At 49.3% G+C, this 17242-nt stretch carries 22 protein-coding genes and 1 pseudogene; all 23 read right to left on the minus strand.

The features are described from left to right. Nucleotides 1–56: 56 nt before the first annotated feature. Nucleotides 57–641 (minus strand): annotated as a pseudogene (locus CLFS41_RS23770) (type II secretion system protein E); the annotation flags it as partial. Beyond that, nucleotides 635–1447: an ATPase AAA gene (locus CLFS41_RS23775; protein ID WP_045093699.1), complete on the minus strand. Its 813-nt coding sequence runs from the start codon at nt 1445–1447 to the stop codon at nt 635–637. The gene CLFS41_RS23775 and the pseudogene CLFS41_RS23770, both read right to left, overlap by 7 nt. Beyond that, nucleotides 1448–2317, minus strand: coding sequence for a Flp pilus assembly protein CpaB (gene cpaB / locus CLFS41_RS23780; RefSeq protein WP_045093700.1), 870 nt, complete (start codon nt 2315–2317; stop codon nt 1448–1450). A gap of 205 nt (nt 2318–2522) precedes the next feature. Next, on the minus strand, nt 2523–2918 hold the full coding sequence (locus tag CLFS41_RS23785) for an A24 family peptidase (protein WP_045093701.1): 396 nt from the start codon (nt 2916–2918) through the stop codon (nt 2523–2525). Nucleotide 2919: 1 nt separating this feature from the next. Then, complete coding sequence (locus tag CLFS41_RS23790; protein ID WP_045093702.1) at nt 2920–3264, minus strand: SpoVG family protein; 345 nt, start codon at nt 3262–3264, stop codon at nt 2920–2922. A gap of 41 nt (nt 3265–3305) precedes the next feature. Then, nucleotides 3306–3536, minus strand: coding sequence for a DUF6133 family protein (locus tag CLFS41_RS23795; RefSeq protein WP_045093703.1), 231 nt, complete (start codon nt 3534–3536; stop codon nt 3306–3308). 54 nt (nt 3537–3590) lie between these two features. Further along, nucleotides 3591–4148: a YodL domain-containing protein gene (locus CLFS41_RS23800; RefSeq protein ID WP_045093704.1), complete on the minus strand. Its 558-nt coding sequence runs from the start codon at nt 4146–4148 to the stop codon at nt 3591–3593. A 135-nt stretch (nt 4149–4283) separates the two neighbouring features. Then, complete coding sequence (locus tag CLFS41_RS29145; protein ID WP_117451828.1) at nt 4284–5441, minus strand: hypothetical protein; 1158 nt, start codon at nt 5439–5441, stop codon at nt 4284–4286. Between the two features lie 163 nt (nt 5442–5604). Beyond that, nucleotides 5605–6180 (minus strand): hypothetical protein, encoded by a 576-nt coding sequence (locus tag CLFS41_RS23810; protein WP_045093705.1) that lies wholly within the window; start codon nt 6178–6180, stop codon nt 5605–5607. Then, the gene (locus CLFS41_RS23815; protein WP_045093706.1) at nt 6170–6460 is read right to left on the minus strand and encodes an AbrB family transcriptional regulator; all 291 of its coding nucleotides are present in this window, start codon (nt 6458–6460) and stop codon (nt 6170–6172) included. The genes CLFS41_RS23810 and CLFS41_RS23815 overlap by 11 nt, the downstream gene beginning before the upstream one ends. Beyond that, entirely contained in the window at nt 6453–6881 is a 429-nt protein-coding gene (locus tag CLFS41_RS23820; RefSeq protein ID WP_045093707.1) for a hypothetical protein, read from the minus strand. The genes CLFS41_RS23815 and CLFS41_RS23820 overlap by 8 nt, the downstream gene beginning before the upstream one ends. Next, a complete protein-coding gene (locus CLFS41_RS23825; protein ID WP_045093708.1) occupies nt 6881–7264 on the minus strand; it encodes a hypothetical protein in 384 nt (127 codons plus the stop codon). Before CLFS41_RS23825 ends, CLFS41_RS23820 begins: the two co-directional genes overlap by 1 nt. Beyond that, the gene (locus tag CLFS41_RS23830; protein ID WP_082082678.1) at nt 7251–8201 is read right to left on the minus strand and encodes a DNA adenine methylase; all 951 of its coding nucleotides are present in this window, start codon (nt 8199–8201) and stop codon (nt 7251–7253) included. The genes CLFS41_RS23825 and CLFS41_RS23830 overlap by 14 nt, the downstream gene beginning before the upstream one ends. A 15-nt stretch (nt 8202–8216) precedes the next feature. Then, the gene (locus CLFS41_RS23835) at nt 8217–9398 is read right to left on the minus strand and encodes a hypothetical protein (RefSeq protein WP_045093710.1); all 1182 of its coding nucleotides are present in this window, start codon (nt 9396–9398) and stop codon (nt 8217–8219) included. A gap of 38 nt (nt 9399–9436) precedes the next feature. Then, on the minus strand, nt 9437–9640 hold the full coding sequence (locus CLFS41_RS23840) for a hypothetical protein (RefSeq protein WP_045093711.1): 204 nt from the start codon (nt 9638–9640) through the stop codon (nt 9437–9439). 67 nt (nt 9641–9707) lie between these two features. Next, nucleotides 9708–11342 carry a hypothetical protein gene (locus CLFS41_RS23845; RefSeq protein WP_045093712.1) on the minus strand — a complete coding sequence of 545 codons (1635 nt, stop codon included), beginning with the start codon at nt 11340–11342 and terminating at the stop codon, nt 9708–9710. Further along, nucleotides 11336–12046 carry a hypothetical protein gene (locus CLFS41_RS23850; RefSeq protein ID WP_045093713.1) on the minus strand — a complete coding sequence of 237 codons (711 nt, stop codon included), beginning with the start codon at nt 12044–12046 and terminating at the stop codon, nt 11336–11338. The genes CLFS41_RS23845 and CLFS41_RS23850 overlap by 7 nt, the downstream gene beginning before the upstream one ends. Nucleotides 12047–12200: 154 nt before the next feature. Beyond that, nucleotides 12201–12512 carry a hypothetical protein gene (locus CLFS41_RS23855; RefSeq protein ID WP_242856905.1) on the minus strand — a complete coding sequence of 104 codons (312 nt, stop codon included), beginning with the start codon at nt 12510–12512 and terminating at the stop codon, nt 12201–12203. Nucleotides 12513–12652: 140 nt separating this feature from the next. Beyond that, nucleotides 12653–13081: a hypothetical protein gene (locus CLFS41_RS23860; RefSeq protein ID WP_045093715.1), complete on the minus strand. Its 429-nt coding sequence runs from the start codon at nt 13079–13081 to the stop codon at nt 12653–12655. A 93-nt stretch (nt 13082–13174) separates the two neighbouring features. Then, nucleotides 13175–14020 (minus strand): hypothetical protein, encoded by an 846-nt coding sequence (locus CLFS41_RS23865; RefSeq protein WP_045093716.1) that lies wholly within the window; start codon nt 14018–14020, stop codon nt 13175–13177. Between the two features lie 232 nt (nt 14021–14252). Continuing rightward, nucleotides 14253–15653 (minus strand): 23S rRNA (uracil(1939)-C(5))-methyltransferase RlmD, encoded by a 1401-nt coding sequence (gene rlmD / locus CLFS41_RS23870; RefSeq protein WP_045093717.1) that lies wholly within the window; start codon nt 15651–15653, stop codon nt 14253–14255. A 110-nt stretch (nt 15654–15763) separates the two neighbouring features. Next, nucleotides 15764–16699, minus strand: a complete 936-nt coding sequence (locus CLFS41_RS23875; protein ID WP_045093718.1) for a hypothetical protein — start codon at nt 16697–16699, stop codon at nt 15764–15766. Between the two features lie 92 nt (nt 16700–16791). Next, a complete protein-coding gene (locus tag CLFS41_RS23880) occupies nt 16792–17100 on the minus strand; it encodes a hypothetical protein (protein WP_007860109.1) in 309 nt (102 codons plus the stop codon). Nucleotides 17101–17242 lie beyond the last annotated feature (142 nt).

The raw sequence follows: 17242 nt of genomic DNA on the forward strand, positions 1-17242 counted from the left end.
TTTGTTACATTCTTACGTTTAGTGCCTAACCTTTTCAGCTAGGAACGTGTCGCACTGTCGATCTCCTCAATCCCTGTCCCAAACACGTACTTGGTGAGGAAGGAAAACTCCGCCATCTCAGTATAAATGGTATCCACCAGTTCCTGACGGTCCATCCCCTTTACTGCGATCCGGTAGTCTTGCACATACTTGGTGATATAGCGCTTAATCTGATCCTTGACATCCCCGCTCCCCTGGTCGATGATCAGCGTAGAATATTTACTGGAAATGTACTCCTGCACTTCTTTTAAAACATCCGTAAATTCCCGGCCTTCTCCCTGCGGAGAAAAGAACAGGTTGTGGGCGCGAGGAACCTGCGATTCTTGAAAAAGCCGCCGCTCTTCGTCCTCTTCTTCTGTTCTACTGATCTCTTCTAAACTCAGTTTTTCCAAAACAGGCTGCTTTTCCGGCACAGCGGCTTCTCTTTCTCCTCTCTGTGCTGATTCATCCTCAGTTCGTACATTAAGCCCCTCGGAATCGCTATATTTCTGCAGTTCTACTTCCTGTTCATTGCCGGCCACTCCTGCCATTGCCGCCTGTCCACCAGTTTCCCGCTTCGGTCCCGGCCCCAATATATCCCCGGAGCGCTTTTCCCCTAACATCCAAACACCTCCCTGCTGATTGCCTCAATCACCTTTCGGAACCCTTTGCTCTCCCGCAAAGATAAATCCGCCAGAAGATCCCCGGCTAGACTCTGCGCCGCCAGTTCCGCGCAATAAGGCAGCTTAAACGTCACACTTCCAAGCACCTGCTCCACATGTTCGCTGGCCTCATTGGGTTTGATGTTGCTGGCTACTTTATACTGTTTTTCCGCATCCCATTTGTTGTCCCGCAGCAGAGGAAGCTGGCTGGAAAGGTAGCTGATACTCTTCAAGTCACAGTTTACCAGGCGGAGAACCGCATCGGACTCCATCAGCGCAATGGCAGACAGAATATCATTGGCAATGTAGCTTCCACAGTCAATAATCACATAAGGAGCTATTTCCCGGAGACACGCAATCAACTCCGTTGCCTGCTTGGCATTATAAGGCGGATAGGTATATTCATTCTCTCCCCGTAGCATTCCCATCATAGTCAGGTAGTCGTACTTTTTATGGGTAATCAGGTTATGACGGACCAGGGATTGCGTCACCTGGGCGGCCGCCAGCACACTTCCCAGGGATTGTTCACATTCTAAGTCCGCCGGAGGACAGATACAGGGCAGCATGGGAGCTGTCATATCGCAGGTTAGGAGGATCACGTTCCGCTTCTTTCCGGCCAGGTACTTTGCCAGCTTCACAGCCACTGTGGATTTCCCGCTTCCCGGGCTCCCCCAGACCGCCAGGACCTGATTCCCTGGCTCATCCATGAAATCCTCCTGCGCCTTTGCCGAACGGTCGAAAATACTCCCCTTTTTGAAATTCAGCATTTATTCCACCCCGCTCTCACTTCCTGCGGTTGACTCCGGCTCCCTTCCCTGAATTGTTTCTTCATCGACTTTTTCTACTGCTTCTGTTCCTGCTGTTTTGCTTTCCCCCTCCGTGTTCCCTTCCGTTTCTTCTCCCTCTGGTGGATATAGTTCTTCCAGCATGATTCTCTGGGCTTCCACAAACTTCCGGGCATTTTCCTTTGTTCCCCGGTATACCAGAGATAAATGCAGCTTCCCATCCGCTTCCAGTTCTGCCAAGACCTTTCCCTGCTCCGGTGTAACCAGAAGGGTCACGGTTCCCGGCAGTTCTTTCTCCGTCTCCTCATCGCCCCGTTCTCCTGTATTGGCGTCATATCCGCTATTTGCTGTAACCGCAATAACCTCCACATACTGAAGCTCCGGCGGTATCACCGTTGATCCCTGTTTCCTATAATCCGGCGCAATCACAGATACAATATCCCCGCTGATCAGCTTTCCGGACAACCCATTGGCAAACGCTTTCACACTGACGGAAATAGCCTGCTTTTCCCCGTTTAGGTTATAAAGATAGGCATTCTCCGCTGCTGGCTCCTCCGCCACCTTGGAACAAATGATATAGTCACCCGGTGCCATATCCGCCGATGCATACTTTCCAACCACTTCATCGATATTACGCACAACGGACTCCGGCAGGTTATAGGCTCCCACCTCAACCGATTTCACCATGTCCTTTGTAATCTCATCCCCAATCCGGATATTTTTGGTAACCCGGACAATCTCTGTTTTCTCACTGATTGTCCGGTTAAACATCGGCGTGATTGCAAAGCAGATTACCAGGGACAGTACAATGCATAGCAAGCCAATCACGGTTCTGTTCTTAAAGAAATTCATCTTTGTCTCCCTTCCTTCTACCCTTGACCCCTACGAAATCCAACTGCATCGGATATTTTGTGTATTGCTCTCTCCATTGCCATATTGATTCTCCTTACCTCACTGCAAACGGTCTGCCCTTTTCCTGAACCGAAGGCCGAGAACACTCATACAGCCAATCAATACAAACAAACTCAGCACTCTTTTCTTCATTTTCCTACTCCTTCTAAACATAATAAGCAACCGCATATCCAATGGCCAGAAATGGAGCCATTGGATATGAAGACCACACCGGCCTTTTAAAAAGCGGCAGCACACACCTTGCGCACAGATGAAACAGAAGCTGGAGCAGCAGCCCCAGCATGGTTCCCATCATGGCATGCTGCAGCCCCAGCACAAGGCCGCAGGCTGCCGCCAGTTTCACATCTCCACCGCCAATTCCCCCTCTTACCGCCGCCGCCAGGAAAAACAGTGCCGGGATGATCCCCAAAAGACATTCCGGCCGAATATGCAGGAGGGAGAGGGCGGCTATGCCGCCGCTCACCCAGTCCGGTATCTCCCGCCGCTTCAGATCCACAAAGGAGGCGGCCAGCAGCAGAACAATAAACAGGGCTCCCTGCATCCTACATCTGCAAACCCGGCTGTTCCCCGGCCTGTTCTGGTGTTTCCTGCTGGGGAGCGCCTGTCTGCGGGGCTACAGACTGTTCCAACGCCTGCTGGTAGGCCGATAACACTGCATTGTGAAGCTGTTCCCTAAACTCTGCCGTTACCGGGAAACACACTTCTTTATATCCTTCCGTTGTCTTCCGGCTGGGCATGGAAACAAAGAGTCCACGCTCCCCTCCATCCACTACTTTGATCCCCCGGATTCCAATACAACTGTCGACCGTGGCGGATGCATACCCCCGGATACTCCCCGCTTCTCCTGGCGGGTACATGGATGTAATTCTTACGTCTACAGTAGGCATATAATGTTCCTCCTTCTTTCTTTTTCTTTCTGTGTTTTCTGTTAGCCTGCATAGTTGAACATCTCGGTAATACGCCGGGATAAAGTGGGTAACACATTTTCAGAGAATAATGCGTACAGACCTGCCAGCAGCAAAGCGCCGATCACAACAGCCATCAGAATTTTGATGGCACTATCAATGAAATTTTCTCCGGAACGGCCCATAAGGACAAACCGTACCTTCCACATCTTCTGTTCCGCCGCATGTTTCATATGCTCAAATCTTGCTTTCATGAATTGCTCCTCCTTACATAATAAAAGGCAGTCTTCGCTGCCTGGTTTCCTTTATTACAGCTGAAGCGTTTGGGAATGGGACGGCTCCGGTCCTCCAAACGCAACCGGTTTAAAGTCCGTATAGTCCACGTAATAAAATTCACTGGATCCCTCATCGTATAACTCAATGACGTCCGACACGGAAAGGGAGTGTCCCATATATCCCGGCACCTCCTGCTCACTATTAAATTTCTCAAAAATCCGCTCCATCTCATTGGTTTCAATTTCACCGTCATACACCATGCGGTAATTATCCGGTTCCGGTTCTCCAAATTTCTCAACCAGCATTTCATATCCAATGAATTTCATATAGATATTGACATCCGGTTTCAACTGCCAGATCCGGCAGTTCTTTAAGGGGTCTCCTCCCTGTATCTCGGCCTGGCCATTCATCAATCGGTCATACACACCGCCTTTCCACACCACCTCTTCTATCCCTCCCTGCCGTTCCAGATAGGTCTCCAGCTCTTTCCCCTTAAAAATTGGATCCACCACCGCCTGGCTGCCGGCAATGTAGCCGGCCGGATTTCCGAAGTACATAATCCGCCCCTGTTCCACTCGAATTCCACGCATAGGGCTTCCACTCCTTTCCTCGTCTGTTTTGTTCATCTTTGGAGCCTGCAGCGTCTTCCCCAGACATTCCTATTTCCTCTAGGTGCATCCCTGACCCAAAATCCATGCCACATCTCAAATTCCTCCTTATACCAGTTACTGGCTCATGCCCTGTGAAAAGGCGTTTCCTTCTTCCTCCTGTTCCAGCTTGTTTTTCCCTCCTGGCTGATTCATCCGATGAGCCGACTGGATCCCTTCATACTTCTCCTTATGAATAATAGCTGCCTTCACATAGATGGTTTTCCCATTCTTGTATTTCCGGTAATGGCCTCTCCTGGTATGAGGCAGCATTTCATACCCCGTCCTCCTAAATCCGCCTCTCCCGCTGTTCTTCTTACTTAAAAAATAAACAGCTCCGATGGAATCCGGGGCTGCTCCTTCCTGTTTCATATCGAACACCTTGATACTATTTTTGTCTACAAACCGCTGACTTTGAATCGCCTTTCCCGCATACTCCGACTTCCTGGGATGATCTTCCAGATACTTGCGCCATCTCTGCTCCGCCAGTTCCATTTCCTGCAAATAGTCCAGGAGACTTAAGAATACGGCAGCCACACCATCTGCCTTTCCGACCATGTTTTCCATGGAAATTTTCCTGCTCCCCTTCAGACGATCCAGGATCTTAATGCAGAGTTCCTCATCCTTCTCTACCAGATAAGCACAGTCTCCGCCACTGCTTCCCTGGATGTTGATGATGTAATGCACATCATCTGCCACCAGTCGTTCCAGGTTCTCCCGGTCTGTTTCGGTCATCTCATAGTAACCGTATTCTTCATAGAGCTGCTCATTGATTAGCAGCAGTTTAGGAACACAGTCATATTCGGTATAATATTTCCCCTTCTCCATGTCGTATTGAAAGCGGCGGCTTCTCTGCTCTGGGGGAATGGATGAGACGGACTTTTCATCCACATATCGCCGTTTCTTTTCGGACTGCCCCTGAAAGAATGGGATCATGAGCAGCATATCCAGGTAATGGTCCAGGCGCTTCCGGAACTGCTTCATGTCCCGCCCCGTCAGATCCTTCAGGCAGCGTTTTCGGTCCTCCTCCTGGCTGTAAATGAAATCCGCCAGACGATTTTTCTTGGTTGCCAGCGTTATTAACGCCTGGCTGCGCTCCTTCTTATTTCCCCTCTCCAGTATCATTTCCGCCGCCAGCAGGTCACTGATCAGTTCTTTCCGTTCCTCCCCATCCCCCACCATGTGGTTGTAAAACCGGTACTGAGGAAGGTTCATTTTGTACACGTATTTAGACATCCGCTGCCCTCACTTTCCTACTTTACCTATTGTGTCAGCTCAACACCATACCACGCTGTACGCCGGAAAGCGATTCACAAAAACCAACAAACATTAGGGCAGAACATGCAGCAGACCTGACAAAACCATGGGCCGCCCGGTAGGCTAAATCGTAATTCTCTTCTTACATCTGTATTGGTCCCGGACTACCTTCCAATCCCTGGCGCATCTGATCTAACGCCTCCTGTGTAGGGTAAACCTGCCTGCCATCCCGCACCTCCCAGACACAGAAATCATTCCGGTCACAGAGCATGATCCGGTGCTGATAGAGCTTCTGCATTTCCACATATTCCATGGCTTCCTTTTCATTGCAGAGCCACACCCCGGCCGCATACCTTCCATCCTCCAGGAAACTGTATCCGCTATACTGGGGTTCATGGTTCTCCAACGGTAGGGCATCGAGGGGGCGGATCTGGGAGAGCTGAAGCTTCTCCTCATCCGGCAAAAGTTCCGGCTTTAACACACCAAGCACATGATCCCGGGCGCAGCGTTCAAATTCACCATTCTTTAAGTTCACCAGAAACACAGGCTTTCCCAAGGCATTCGCATTGGCACCATTCCCGCCTGTGCAGTAATAAAGCGGCCGGACAAAGCCAGCCTCCAGTGCAGATTCTTTTAAAACAACCACCTTTCCTTTCAAAGAGCAGCCGCTTCCTATCTCCACACAATCCCTGTCTGTAAAAATTCGATCATCCGACATGGCTCCCCTCCTTCTCCCGGACCAGCCCGGACAGGTCTGAAATCAAGCTTAACCGAACCGCATCCGGCATAGTTTTAATAGCTGCGCGGACATATGCCTCCACCGCTTCCGGTGACTGGTCCCCCACCTCCACGATTTCCACCTTACGCACGGATACCTTCCCTTCCTGGAGCTGAAGGGCCAGGATATCCCCGCCGCACATACCGGCCGCCAGACGCAGTTCCCTCGGAATCAACACCCTTCCCTTACTGTCCATCACCTTATATACCGGCTTATTCATCGTAGTAACCTCCTTCTTCGATTGTCTTGTACGCTTCCTCCTCGGATATCCCAAACAGGGACAAGATCTCCAGAAGCGGCGCCTGGACCGCCGCCATGGGATCCGTATCACCGATTAAGATCGCCCCCGGAATCGTCTGTACCACCAGCCCTGCATCCATGGGAATATGAGCATCGTTCAGTAAATCATGAGGAACTACCAGTGCTGCTTCCTCCTCATCGGCAATGATATCCGCCTCACAGATACCCGTTTCCACCTGAAACCGCGGTCCATAACCGTTAGCCTCTTTTACCGGACTGGTGGGGGCAAACTCCAGTGCTACCAGATTCCCTGGATTCAGGCACATACTCTCCAATACTCCTGGCGGCAGGATGATGCTTCCATCCTCCGCCACTCTCCCATTTATTTTCACGTTTCTCATTACGCCTCCCTTTCCTCTCCTTCTGCTGTCTTATCCGGCTGTTCTAACTCCCGGATGAATTCCTGAAGTTCCTCCTCACTCACGCTAAGCTGTGCGGTCTCCAGTTCCTTCACAAGCGCCGCCAGTCCGCTTATTTCCTCTGATAGCTGCTCCAGCCGTGTTCCATTGCAGTACCCGCTGAATGTCCGCAGATAGCCCTTTACATCCGCATGATACCGCCCTGTTTTCTGATGCCTGACCATGGCAAAATAACAGGCTGCCAGGCAGCTGTCATCCACCTTCACCAAGAGATATCCCCCGGTCCCGGTGATCAGGCGCTGTTTTCCTTCTGTCTGTTCCTCCAGCCGGCGCTTTGCCCACCAGAGCTTTTCATCCCCCTCCATCTTCCGTCTCACCTCCCAACAGCCCGGCAGAAAACAAGTCCATCTGCTGGTTGCCCCACTTCTTCTGCTCCTGGGGATCATAGTTGGTAATAATCACCTCCGGGAATTCACACCCCCGGTCATAGCGCTGGGCCAGGTTATTGATCCGGCTGACCGCCGTGATGTGGCAGCCCTCGTACAGCCCCCGGATATAGTCGCAATCGTTATAGCTGACCATCCATTTTCCCTGACAGCCTGCCAGGGTTTCCCGAAGCCTCATATGGTCCTGCCTTGGGAAATCCACCTCATAGTGGTCCTCCGTCATAAAATAAGGCGGATCGCAATAAAGAAAGGCGTTATCCCGGTCGTACTGCCGGATGAGCGCCTCAAAGTCTTTATTCTCGATGACCGTATTCGCCAGACGGTCCGCCGCCTGCCAGATCAGGTGGAAGGTCTTTCTCACATCAAAGGGCTGGCAGCCAAAAGATGTACAGCCGCTTCCATAACTGTACCGGATTACTTTGTAAAATGCCGCCGCCCTCTGGACATCCCCCGGCTCTGCGCGTTTCAGAAGGAGGGAACGCAGTTCCTCAAACTCCAGAGGCGGCAGGTTATGCCTTGCCAGCTCCAGTTCCTGTGCAAGAAAAGTTCCTGCAAACTCCTGTCCCTCTAAAAACCTTCGCAGCACAAGGAATTCGTCCCTTCCGTTTAAAGGCAGGAATCCCAACTGGCGTAAAAACTCCATGGTGTGGTTCTTCACACAGGCATATAAATTGGTCAGGTTGGAATTGAAATCATTATAGACCTCCATCACCTTCGGATCCGGCGGTCTCCCGAACAGCACCCAGCCTCCGCCTCCAAACACCTCAATATAGCGTTCAAAACTGGCCGGGGACAATTCATACACCGTGTTCCGCAGCGCCTTTTTGCCTCCCACCCAGGATATAAAACTGTTGATACTTCTTCACCTCCTCTATCCAATTCCCTGCGTCATCATGGAATGGTCCTGCGCCTGAACCTCCTCCAGTCCAGGCTCCTTTGAGACCGCCCCATAGGCCGTGAGCTTCCTTCCGGTCTGGGCATACAGCTCTTTCCCATAGCCTTCAAAATCAAATCTCCGGAACGCCTGTGCCTCCAGGTCCGCTCCCATCTGCTCCAGACATTCCCTGCCGTAAGTAGCGTAGGTCACCTGTACCGGATCAAACGCATACTCGTCCAACCTATCTGTCAGCCTGGCAGCCTGCTCTAAACTGGAACACCTCTCATACTCAGCTACCGCCTTGTACTTCAGCAGTTCTTTCTCTGTCATCGAGGACAGTTTCCTGGCGAAATCGTTCCACCGGTCGATGCCATGGTCTCGCCCTGCTAACTGCTCAAACAGCGGAGCCGCGGTGTACACTTTGGCAATCCTGCATTGTTTGAATGATTCCAGTCCCAAATTCTCTAATACTTGGATTTTTGATGCTTCATCATACGGCAGTTCCAGCCAGGCCCCAACGCCTAAATCCTCCGATTCCGTTCCCTTTGGAACAAGGTACAGAGAAATCTGAGATTGATGAATCTCCACCTGTTCCGGAAGCTGCTTCCCGTCATAGACTTCCTGCCACTGGTCTGAAACACAGTAACAGTATCCATTGGATGTGAACACGCCGTTTTCCTTTTCCCTTATATAAACCCCGACCTTTTCGGTATCTAAGAGCGGATAAATGTCTCCTGGCAAATCCTTTAAAATCGGATCCAGATCATTGTCAATGGTCATTTCCCCGATGTCATTGTCACATTGAATTCCCGGAAGGAATTCAAACCGCTCCAGATTATACAATCCATTGATAACCTGTTTCATGTTTCGTTCCGGAAGCGCCTTTAGAACACCTTCATAAACTCCGATCTGCTTCTCAGTCATCTGTGCCAGCTTATAGACTAACAGATTCAATTCTTCCAGCGTATGATTGTAGCGATCCAGAACCGATTCGATAAATCCCGGCCAGCCCCGGCCGCGCTCCAAAAGATAAGGCTCCCCTTCCTTTAACCTTGCCCTCTGAAACGCATCCCTCACCGCCTCCTGGTGAGCCGGTAGAGACAGATCACTTCCCTGATAGGCAGGATCATCTGCAAACTGACAGGCATAGATCCATACCTGCATCGATTGATTCACATCTCTCAACCTCCTTTTTCACCGTCCTCCTGAATGACTCACTCCATGCTCATTCCCTGTGAAAATGTTTTCCGGATGGACTCGGCCTGCGCCAAACGGCATTTCTCCGCTGCCTGCTGTACCAGATTAAGCGATTCCTCCAGCGCTCTCTTTTCTGTCTCCGAATCTATAGTTGATCTCAATGCCATGCTGATGGTCCTTTCTGCCTGCTGCAAATCGCTGCTGACACGTTCATAATGCATCAATCTCCCTCACCTTCTCTTTCAGATTTCTCGTTTCACATCTATCGGCTGGCTCCTTCCCCTCTCTTTATGAGATGCCGCCCATCCCCTCCATGCCTGTCAGTTCCTGCTCCGGGACAATCCCTTTCAGTTCCTGTTCCGTCTGTATACGGAATTTTGAATGACCAAAATAGACATACAGATCACAGTCCGACTCACACTCGATGCCTTCCTGTGAAAAACCTTCTCCCCAGCCATCATATGCTTGTCCAGCCCATTCCCGTTTGAGGACCTCTAACTCCTCCTGGTTCAGCTCCCCATGGCTCCTGATTTCCAGCACACCCCAGAGATTATACTGATAGCGCTCTACCGTTGGGCACATACTGATTACCCTTTGCTTTAAAAGCTGATTGTCCAGGTAATCTGCAAGTCCTTTTTCTGTTTTTAAGATATCATCTGCAGCAATCGCGTCCCGGATATCCTCCTCATAAGAAATCAATCCAACGGAAGAGAGCAAGGAGGAATACCCATCTTCATCCACCAGTTCTGCCAACAGCGGACTGTACAGTCTGATAACGGAAGCGTTCTCGCACAGTTCATTGCAATGCCACTCATCACACAGTACAGTTCCCTGTTCCGACCATCTGGTTCCATCCCGTTTCATCAGCGCCTTCCCCAGGCTGTTCCAGTCCAGGTATGCTTCACAAAACCGGGAAACATAAAGCGAACCGTCATCCTTCATCCGCCACCTGGCATAGTCTTCTGGTGTCCTAAATTCTGAAAGAACCTGATAATGATCCAGGTCATTTAAAATACCAATGGCCTCATCCAGGCTGCGGGGGCATTCCGCAGTTAACACCGCTTTCAGCTTCTCCACGATTTGCTCCGTGCCATCCAGCACCTTTTCTTTTAAAAACCAGGCAAACCGGTTCAGTTCTTCTACCTTACTCCCTACCGGAAGATAATGACGCAGCTCATCAAGCGGTCCGCCGTACTGATTCCATTGACATTCGGAAAACTCCTGTATCCCCAGCTCCTTTTTTGCCAACTCCATTTTTTCTTTATCTGCCGGGATTGCCAGGGAAAAGTTAACCATACCATTTCGTAAGGGGTGGCGCAGATGAAGCAGAAAAATTGAATTTTTATCATATCCCGGATCCGGAAGGTAGTTCTGGTACACTTCTGTATAAACAGTATCCTCACGCTTTAAAACAAGGCCACTTGGACAGTAATCACCTTTGTGGTCTGCAAAATAGGAATCCCGGATGCGTTCAATATCCAGCATGGGGTACAGTACCTCTGGTATCTCAATCTGTTTTCCCCTGCGTAACAGCTCTGCCGCAATTCGCCCCGGATCACTGATATCCTCCAACAGATCATAGGAATCCAGGTTATAGGAAAGATTGATGATCTCCTTCAGCGTTCCGGGCGTTTCCAATTTAAGCGCCACAGAAAAAATATCCTGCTCTTTCCTTGTCATATGCCGCAGCCGCAAATCCAGGAAGTCCAGTTCCTTCCGCATCGTCTCATCTCCGTAATCCAACCCTGTAATCATCTCTGACAGCGGCTGAACCGGTGAAACCATAGAACGGACCGTCACCGGCTGATTCCCGGTTTTCCCCTCGTCCAGTATCTTTTTGGCAGCCTCAAAGTCTGAAGCCGACATAGGAATTCTCATCAGCTCGGAAACTATATCCCCATAACCAATCCGGATTTCTAACATTCCGCTTCCTCCTCATTTAAGACAGTCCCTACCCCATGCCGGCTAATTAGGACCGCATGGATAATCATACGCAGCAGCCCGTCATGGAACAGTTCCGGATCCCCCAATTCCGATAAAGACACATAAGGTTTTCCGGTACATAATTCCTTCGCCACACAGAACGTTGCGTAGCTGTCTAAATCTGCCCCGCGAAGGCGGAATCGGTTGTAGTCAATCGTGCGCTCCTGCACAAATGGCCCGGCCTTTTCCCAGAGCTTCTCCTCACTGCTCAATAGAAACACGGCCGCTGCAAATCCCGATTCCGTCACAAGCCCCGGATATAGACCACAGCGCATGAGCGCACGAAACCGCCGCCTGTGTTCCTCACTTTTAAAAAACATAATTCCTTTCTCCCCTTCCTCCCGGAGCTTCCCTACCCGGACCGTCAGGGCTGATCCCGGCAGCTCCTCTGCCAACAATCTGAGTAAAATCTGATAGAATGCAGGAGGCATTTCCTCATCCACTGCGGTATACAGACGGCCGTCCATACCCTGTTCTTTTTCTGCTCTCCACACATTGACATACCGGCAGCTTCCAACTCCCGCTGTCTCTCCAGCCTGCCGGCTCCGGATGACTCCGCTTCTACGCGGCCCAAACCCTGGCACCTGCTGCATTTCCCGCTCCAGCTCTGCGATTGACGTCCCTTTCATAAATCTTACAGTCATGGTTCTCAGTCCTTTCTTTCAAATCAGTGGGATTTTGATATAAAAAAAGCAGCTATGCCCTTATTTTAAAAGACATAACTGCGGTTCCACGGTATCACTGGACACCAGCACTTTCCTATCAAAGTCTGGCTGATTATTTTTTCTGCTCTTCTCTCTAACGGAATACCATGGATTCCAATTCATCCAGCCACCCCATATCCATCTCTTCTGCTTTTGAACTGATTCCTTCCATGCGGTATCCCAGTTCTTCCAGCCTGCTCTGGACTCCTTTTACACAGTAGTTGGAAAACCCTTCCGCCTCCTGTTCATTTTCATCGTAACAGGAAAACTCATACTCCACCCTTACCTTGTAGCCGTCCAGAAACCGCAGCGTCAGCTCGCTGGTGATATACCCCTTAAGGCTTTCCTCATTTAAGAATGCGGTCTGGATGTCATTTTTAATCTTTTCCTTCATCCCTTCATACATCAGGCGGTTACACTCCCTATCATCAAATCCTGTATGAAGAGTTATGGCTGTGTTTACTATATAATCATTCAATTCATGGCTCACCATCCTTTTTCGGTGTATTGACTGTGAGGATTCCGACTAATTAACAATTTACCCTTTTACTGCTTCATTGACATCCCAACCAGACCATCCTCCTCGCCTTCCCATGCAGGATGAGACGGGTGTTCACCCTGCTGCTGAATCTCATCTGTCTTTTGTGCAGACACCTCGTCCCGAAAACCTCCCAGCCGATTCGAAACATAATCAGACAGCCAAGTGCCCCCAAACGTCTCATGGCTCTTAATTCTCCATATCGCCAGCTTTCCAAGATCGAGTTTCACATCCTCAAACGGAAACAGCAGGTTGGTCAATCCCTCATGACAAAATGACTTCACATGTTTAAACTCTGTCCCTTCCAATAAAATGCCTTCCTGTGTTAACAGTTCGTTGATTCCGTCTACCCACTCCTGCGCATCCCCTCCACAGCCCTGGAGGATCAGTCCTTCCTGATTTGTCATTCTGCGTAACTCATCGGTTGTGATCTGCATGAAATTCCTCCTTCTTTTTTTATAATCTATTTAAAAAGGCCAGCCATTTTCTAATCTGGCTGACCTGGATTTTTTATTCGATGACCTTTTCATTTACATCTCCAATACTGGCGCCTGCTGATTCTCCATGCTCTGACAATACTCAGTCACCAAATCATTCAACTCCTCTATGGAACCATACTCCGGCAGCCAATCCCACAGCGTTGGCACTCTGCACTGGATGGCTAACTGTTTACATTCGCTCCAGTTTGAAATTCCCATAGCGCTCTTAAGCGCATCCATTTTGCTTTCGGTTGCCGGAAGGGTCAATGTATAGTTATCATAGGGATTCCCTTTATAGATCCATACTTTAAAACTACAAGTCTGCTTGTAATTCGGATCCGGTAACTCCTTCCCTCTATAGATGGGCTCCAATTCTTCCTGACTCCCGCTGGTATAGCCAAATGCATGAAACATACCACCGTGTTTTTTTATATAATCTGTTCCAATCCCTTCATAATTAGATCTGGCTGCCTGCTCCTCCATAGCCATATCAGCATTTCCCTTCAGCAGATGTTCCCCTAATTTTGCTTCTGTTGTCACTCCTGGCAGATATCTGAATTTATCCATGTTGCAGGAAAGATTGATCATATCTTGGAGTGTCTCCGGTTTCATCATCTCAATCACGGTTCCGAATACCGCCTCATCCTGGCTGTCCATCCATTTGGCACGATAGGCCAGGTAGTTCAGTTCCTCCAATCTTTTTTCTGACACAGGTACCTCATACAGGTACTGGCGCAGATTTGGAATGGACGATTCCACATAGGCGGTAGCTGTTTCCAATGGAACTGTATCCGTTCCATTCAGAAGAGAATAGGCTTCTCTTATTTCTTCGATCGCAGCCGGCAGGCTTATTCCTACACCAGGGCTCACTGTCCGGCTCAAATAAATCTTAAACATCTAAATTCCCCTCTCTGTCCCTTCACATATAGCCGTTTCTATTTTTGATACTCTATTAAAAAAGGCCCGCCATTTTTTGATCTGGCTGACCTGAAATTTTACCCCATATCCTCTTTTACCCGTCTCACATCTATGAAAAGGCCAAAAAATCGAGGTCAAAAACGGCCATTTTTTGCCCGATTTTTTCCTCGATTTTTCGCCAAAAACCACTATATCTTGTGGTTCAACCCTTCTATTTTCCTTCTAAACCGCAATTCCGCATCATTATTACCACCTCGACATTCCCCGTCCCCGGAAACATATCCACCCCGCACACCTTCTCCACCCGATACCCTCTCTCCTGCAGCACCACCAGATCCCTCACCAGGCTGGTGGGCTTACAGGATATATACACCATCCGTTCCACTCCAAAATCAATGATCTTTCCCAGCGCTTTTGGATGGATCCCATCCCTGGGCGGGTCCACCACGATCAGGTCCGGCTTATCCTTTAGGCCATCGATCACCTTCAGCACATCCCCGGCAATGAATTCACAGTTATCTAGCCCGTTCAGTCCGGCATTCAGCCCGGCTGCTTCCACTGCCTCCTCCACGATCTCCACTCCCACTACCTTTTTGGCCACAGGCGCCAGGATCTGGGCAATGGTGCCGGTTCCGCTGTAAAGGTCAAATACAACCTTATCCCTTGTCTCACCCACAAAACTACGGGCCGTATCATACAGGACCTCTGCCCCAAGGGAATTGGTCTGGAAAAATGAAAATGGAGAAATTCTGAAACGCAGTCCCAAAAGTTCCTCGTAGAAATAGTCCTGTCCATACAGGATATGGGTCGCATCGCTCTGTACCACATCGGCCAGGGAATCATTTTCCGTGTGAAGGATTCCTGCAAACCCTCCGTCAACAGGCAGTGAAAGCAGACGCTCCTTCCACTCTGAAAGCACCATCTCCTCATCTCTTCCACCCAGATATTCCCGTTGGGTGCTGGTCACCAGATCCACCAGTATCTCCCCTGTTTTCACAGCCCTGCGCACCAGTAAATGGCGCAGATAGCCACGGTGCTGCAGCTTTCTGTAAAACGCAGTCCCAAGCTCCTCAAAATACTCTTTTGTAGCCACCAGGATCCGGCAGAAGTCCGGGTGCACGATCTGACATTCCGGCGTTGTCACAATATCATAAAAGCTGCCCCGTTTATGCATTCCCAGCGCCAGCGGGCCGTCCTTCACCTCATCCCCAAAGGAAAACTCCATCTTGTTTCGGTATCCCTTCACCGCGGGGCTGGCTTTGATTCCCTGGAACTCATAAGTTTCCGGTTCCACCACACTGTCCAGAAGGGATCTTACCTGGCCTTCCTTGATCTTCAGCTGCTCCTCATAGGGCAGGCTTTGGTAAATGCACCCGCCGCACAGGCCAAAGTGAGGGCACTCATTATCCGGCAGTTCCAGAGGGGAACGCTCCAGGATTTCCAGTGTTCTGGCCTCGGACTTTCCCTTTCTTCTTTTTGTGACCACACATTGGATTTTCTGACCCGGCACTGTGTTCTTTATAACCACACGCTCACCATCTATCACCATGATCCCCTTGTTGGGAAATTCTACCTTTTCTATGATTCCTTCGTAAATGTCGCCTTTTTTCATTTCATCTGTCTCCGTTTCCTGCAATTCCATTTTTTCATCGTTTCATTATACCATGGTGCAGCAGCCACATCAAGTTTTCACATCCCATCCGCCTCTTTTCCCTGTTCCTCTCACCCATATGAAAATTTTAAGCCCGCTATATTATCATAAGCGTCTTTGTCATAACATTTTAAAATAAACATCCCACGGAATGTATTGAATCTCCCTTTTGTTCCGGTTTCAAGTGGGAAATGCACCTTTCCCGCATAACTTTTCCCTCTGTTTATATAGCCCTTTTGAAGCTCTGCCTTCACCTTGTCCAGGGCATCCTTCATTCTGCCGTCATAGGGATAGCCAATACGCGTAAAGTATTCCAATGCCCGGAAACAGTCATATTTCCAGCGGCAGGGATAATGGAAATGAACCATGTCCTGGTGGATGGGCTCACCTGTGCTCAGCGACTTGAACAATTCCCTCCTAAGCAGATATTCCTGCCCAAGCGCAGCCTGATCTTTTATTTCTTTCAGCCTGTATCCATACCCGTATCTCTCATAATCCGCCAATGCTTCCAGCACGGAAAGGGTGGTATGTACAGACCCCGCAAGAGAACGGTTATGAACGGAATCCCAGGCGCAGTTCCAGCCTCCATCCTTCATCTGATGCCCCAGAATATAGTCAATGATCTCATAGATCCTTTCATCCTCCATCCTTGCGTAGCATACAATACTCAGCACCATTGCAGACATACACATATCCTGATACCTGGTTTTGGAAATCCTGCCATGGCATTTCCAAAGGTCATCCATCACCATCCCTGCAGCCCCCTGATAGCAGGAATCATTATAGCGTATTTCCATGTATTTAAGCTCCAGAAGGGTGTAAGTACTGCATATCCACTTGCGGGTGTAAATGCTGCCGCCCCACTTTTCTTCTCCTCTATCGTACAAGTCCAGATACCGTCCTATATATCCGCCGTCTTTATGGTCCGTTGGCTGTTCCAGCAGATATTTATTGGCCAGATACTGAATCACAATATCCCCTTCCAATAACCACTCTATGATCGTCATGGCTGTTCTCCCTTCCCCGTATATAAAAAGACCGCCACCACTGTGACGGTCCCTTCAATCTTCCACATTATCTCTATACTGACTGCCTTAACTTAGTCAGCTTTTTTCTCCTCCGGCTCCTCATCTTCAAAGAAGTCATCGTCAAAATCATCATCAAAGTCGTCTTCAAAATCTTCCAGGTAATCTGGTGTAAAGAAACGGTATACGGCATATGCAATACCTGCAACTGCAGCTACTGCGCCAATGATCGCCAATACCCAGAGGATACAATTCTTTTTCTTCTCGTCTTCCTCTCTTTTGTGAAGCAGATCATTGATCCTGCTGGAATTCATAAGTTCTTCTACACGGCTTAAAGCCTCTTTTCCCATTGCATCAAATCTGTCTCTGTCAAATCTGTTCATCCGGTTCACGTCCTTTCTTATATGCAAGCAAATAAGCTCAGATACATACTTTTTAATTATTATATCATGGAAGTCCCTATTTTACTATCCCAATTTCTTGAATTTTTAGCCAATTACATTCATTTTATGAAATGAAAAAACA

Source organism: Clostridium sp. FS41 (assembly GCF_000954015.1).
GTDB classification, from domain to species: domain Bacteria; phylum Bacillota; class Clostridia; order Lachnospirales; family Lachnospiraceae; genus Enterocloster; species Enterocloster citroniae.

Coding starts and splice junctions, on each gene's coding strand:
- CLFS41_RS23825 (WP_045093708.1), bottom strand. CDS start 7,264: ATGGAGGGGGATGAAAAGCTCTGGTGGGCAAAGCGCCGGCTGGAGGAA.
- CLFS41_RS23820 (WP_045093707.1), bottom strand. CDS start 6,881: ATGAGAAACGTGAAAATAAATGGGAGAGTGGCGGAGGATGGAAGCATC.
- CLFS41_RS29145 (WP_117451828.1), bottom strand. CDS start 5,441: ATGTCTAAATACGTGTACAAAATGAACCTTCCTCAGTACCGGTTTTAC.
- CLFS41_RS23850 (WP_045093713.1), bottom strand. CDS start 12,046: ATGACTGTAAGATTTATGAAAGGGACGTCAATCGCAGAGCTGGAGCGG.
- CLFS41_RS23785 (WP_045093701.1), bottom strand. CDS start 2,918: ATGCAGGGAGCCCTGTTTATTGTTCTGCTGCTGGCCGCCTCCTTTGTG.
- CLFS41_RS23860 (WP_045093715.1), bottom strand. CDS start 13,081: ATGCAGATCACAACCGATGAGTTACGCAGAATGACAAATCAGGAAGGA.
- CLFS41_RS23795 (WP_045093703.1), bottom strand. CDS start 3,536: ATGAAAGCAAGATTTGAGCATATGAAACATGCGGCGGAACAGAAGATG.
- CLFS41_RS23880 (WP_007860109.1), bottom strand. CDS start 17,100: ATGAACAGATTTGACAGAGACAGATTTGATGCAATGGGAAAAGAGGCT.
- CLFS41_RS23865 (WP_045093716.1), bottom strand. CDS start 14,020: ATGTTTAAGATTTATTTGAGCCGGACAGTGAGCCCTGGTGTAGGAATA.
- CLFS41_RS23810 (WP_045093705.1), bottom strand. CDS start 6,180: ATGTCGGATGATCGAATTTTTACAGACAGGGATTGTGTGGAGATAGGA.
- CLFS41_RS23800 (WP_045093704.1), bottom strand. CDS start 4,148: ATGCGTGGAATTCGAGTGGAACAGGGGCGGATTATGTACTTCGGAAAT.
- CLFS41_RS23845 (WP_045093712.1), bottom strand. CDS start 11,342: ATGTTAGAAATCCGGATTGGTTATGGGGATATAGTTTCCGAGCTGATG.
- CLFS41_RS23840 (WP_045093711.1), bottom strand. CDS start 9,640: ATGCATTATGAACGTGTCAGCAGCGATTTGCAGCAGGCAGAAAGGACC.
- cpaB (WP_045093700.1), bottom strand. CDS start 2,317: ATGAATTTCTTTAAGAACAGAACCGTGATTGGCTTGCTATGCATTGTA.
- rlmD (WP_045093717.1), bottom strand. CDS start 15,653: ATGAAAAAAGGCGACATTTACGAAGGAATCATAGAAAAGGTAGAATTT.
- CLFS41_RS23855 (WP_242856905.1), bottom strand. CDS start 12,512: ATGTATGAAGGGATGAAGGAAAAGATTAAAAATGACATCCAGACCGCA.
- CLFS41_RS23875 (WP_045093718.1), bottom strand. CDS start 16,699: ATGACGATCATAGAGTGGTTATTGGAAGGGGATATTGTGATTCAGTAT.
- CLFS41_RS23790 (WP_045093702.1), bottom strand. CDS start 3,264: ATGCCTACTGTAGACGTAAGAATTACATCCATGTACCCGCCAGGAGAA.
- CLFS41_RS23775 (WP_045093699.1), bottom strand. CDS start 1,447: ATGCTGAATTTCAAAAAGGGGAGTATTTTCGACCGTTCGGCAAAGGCG.
- CLFS41_RS23815 (WP_045093706.1), bottom strand. CDS start 6,460: ATGAATAAGCCGGTATATAAGGTGATGGACAGTAAGGGAAGGGTGTTG.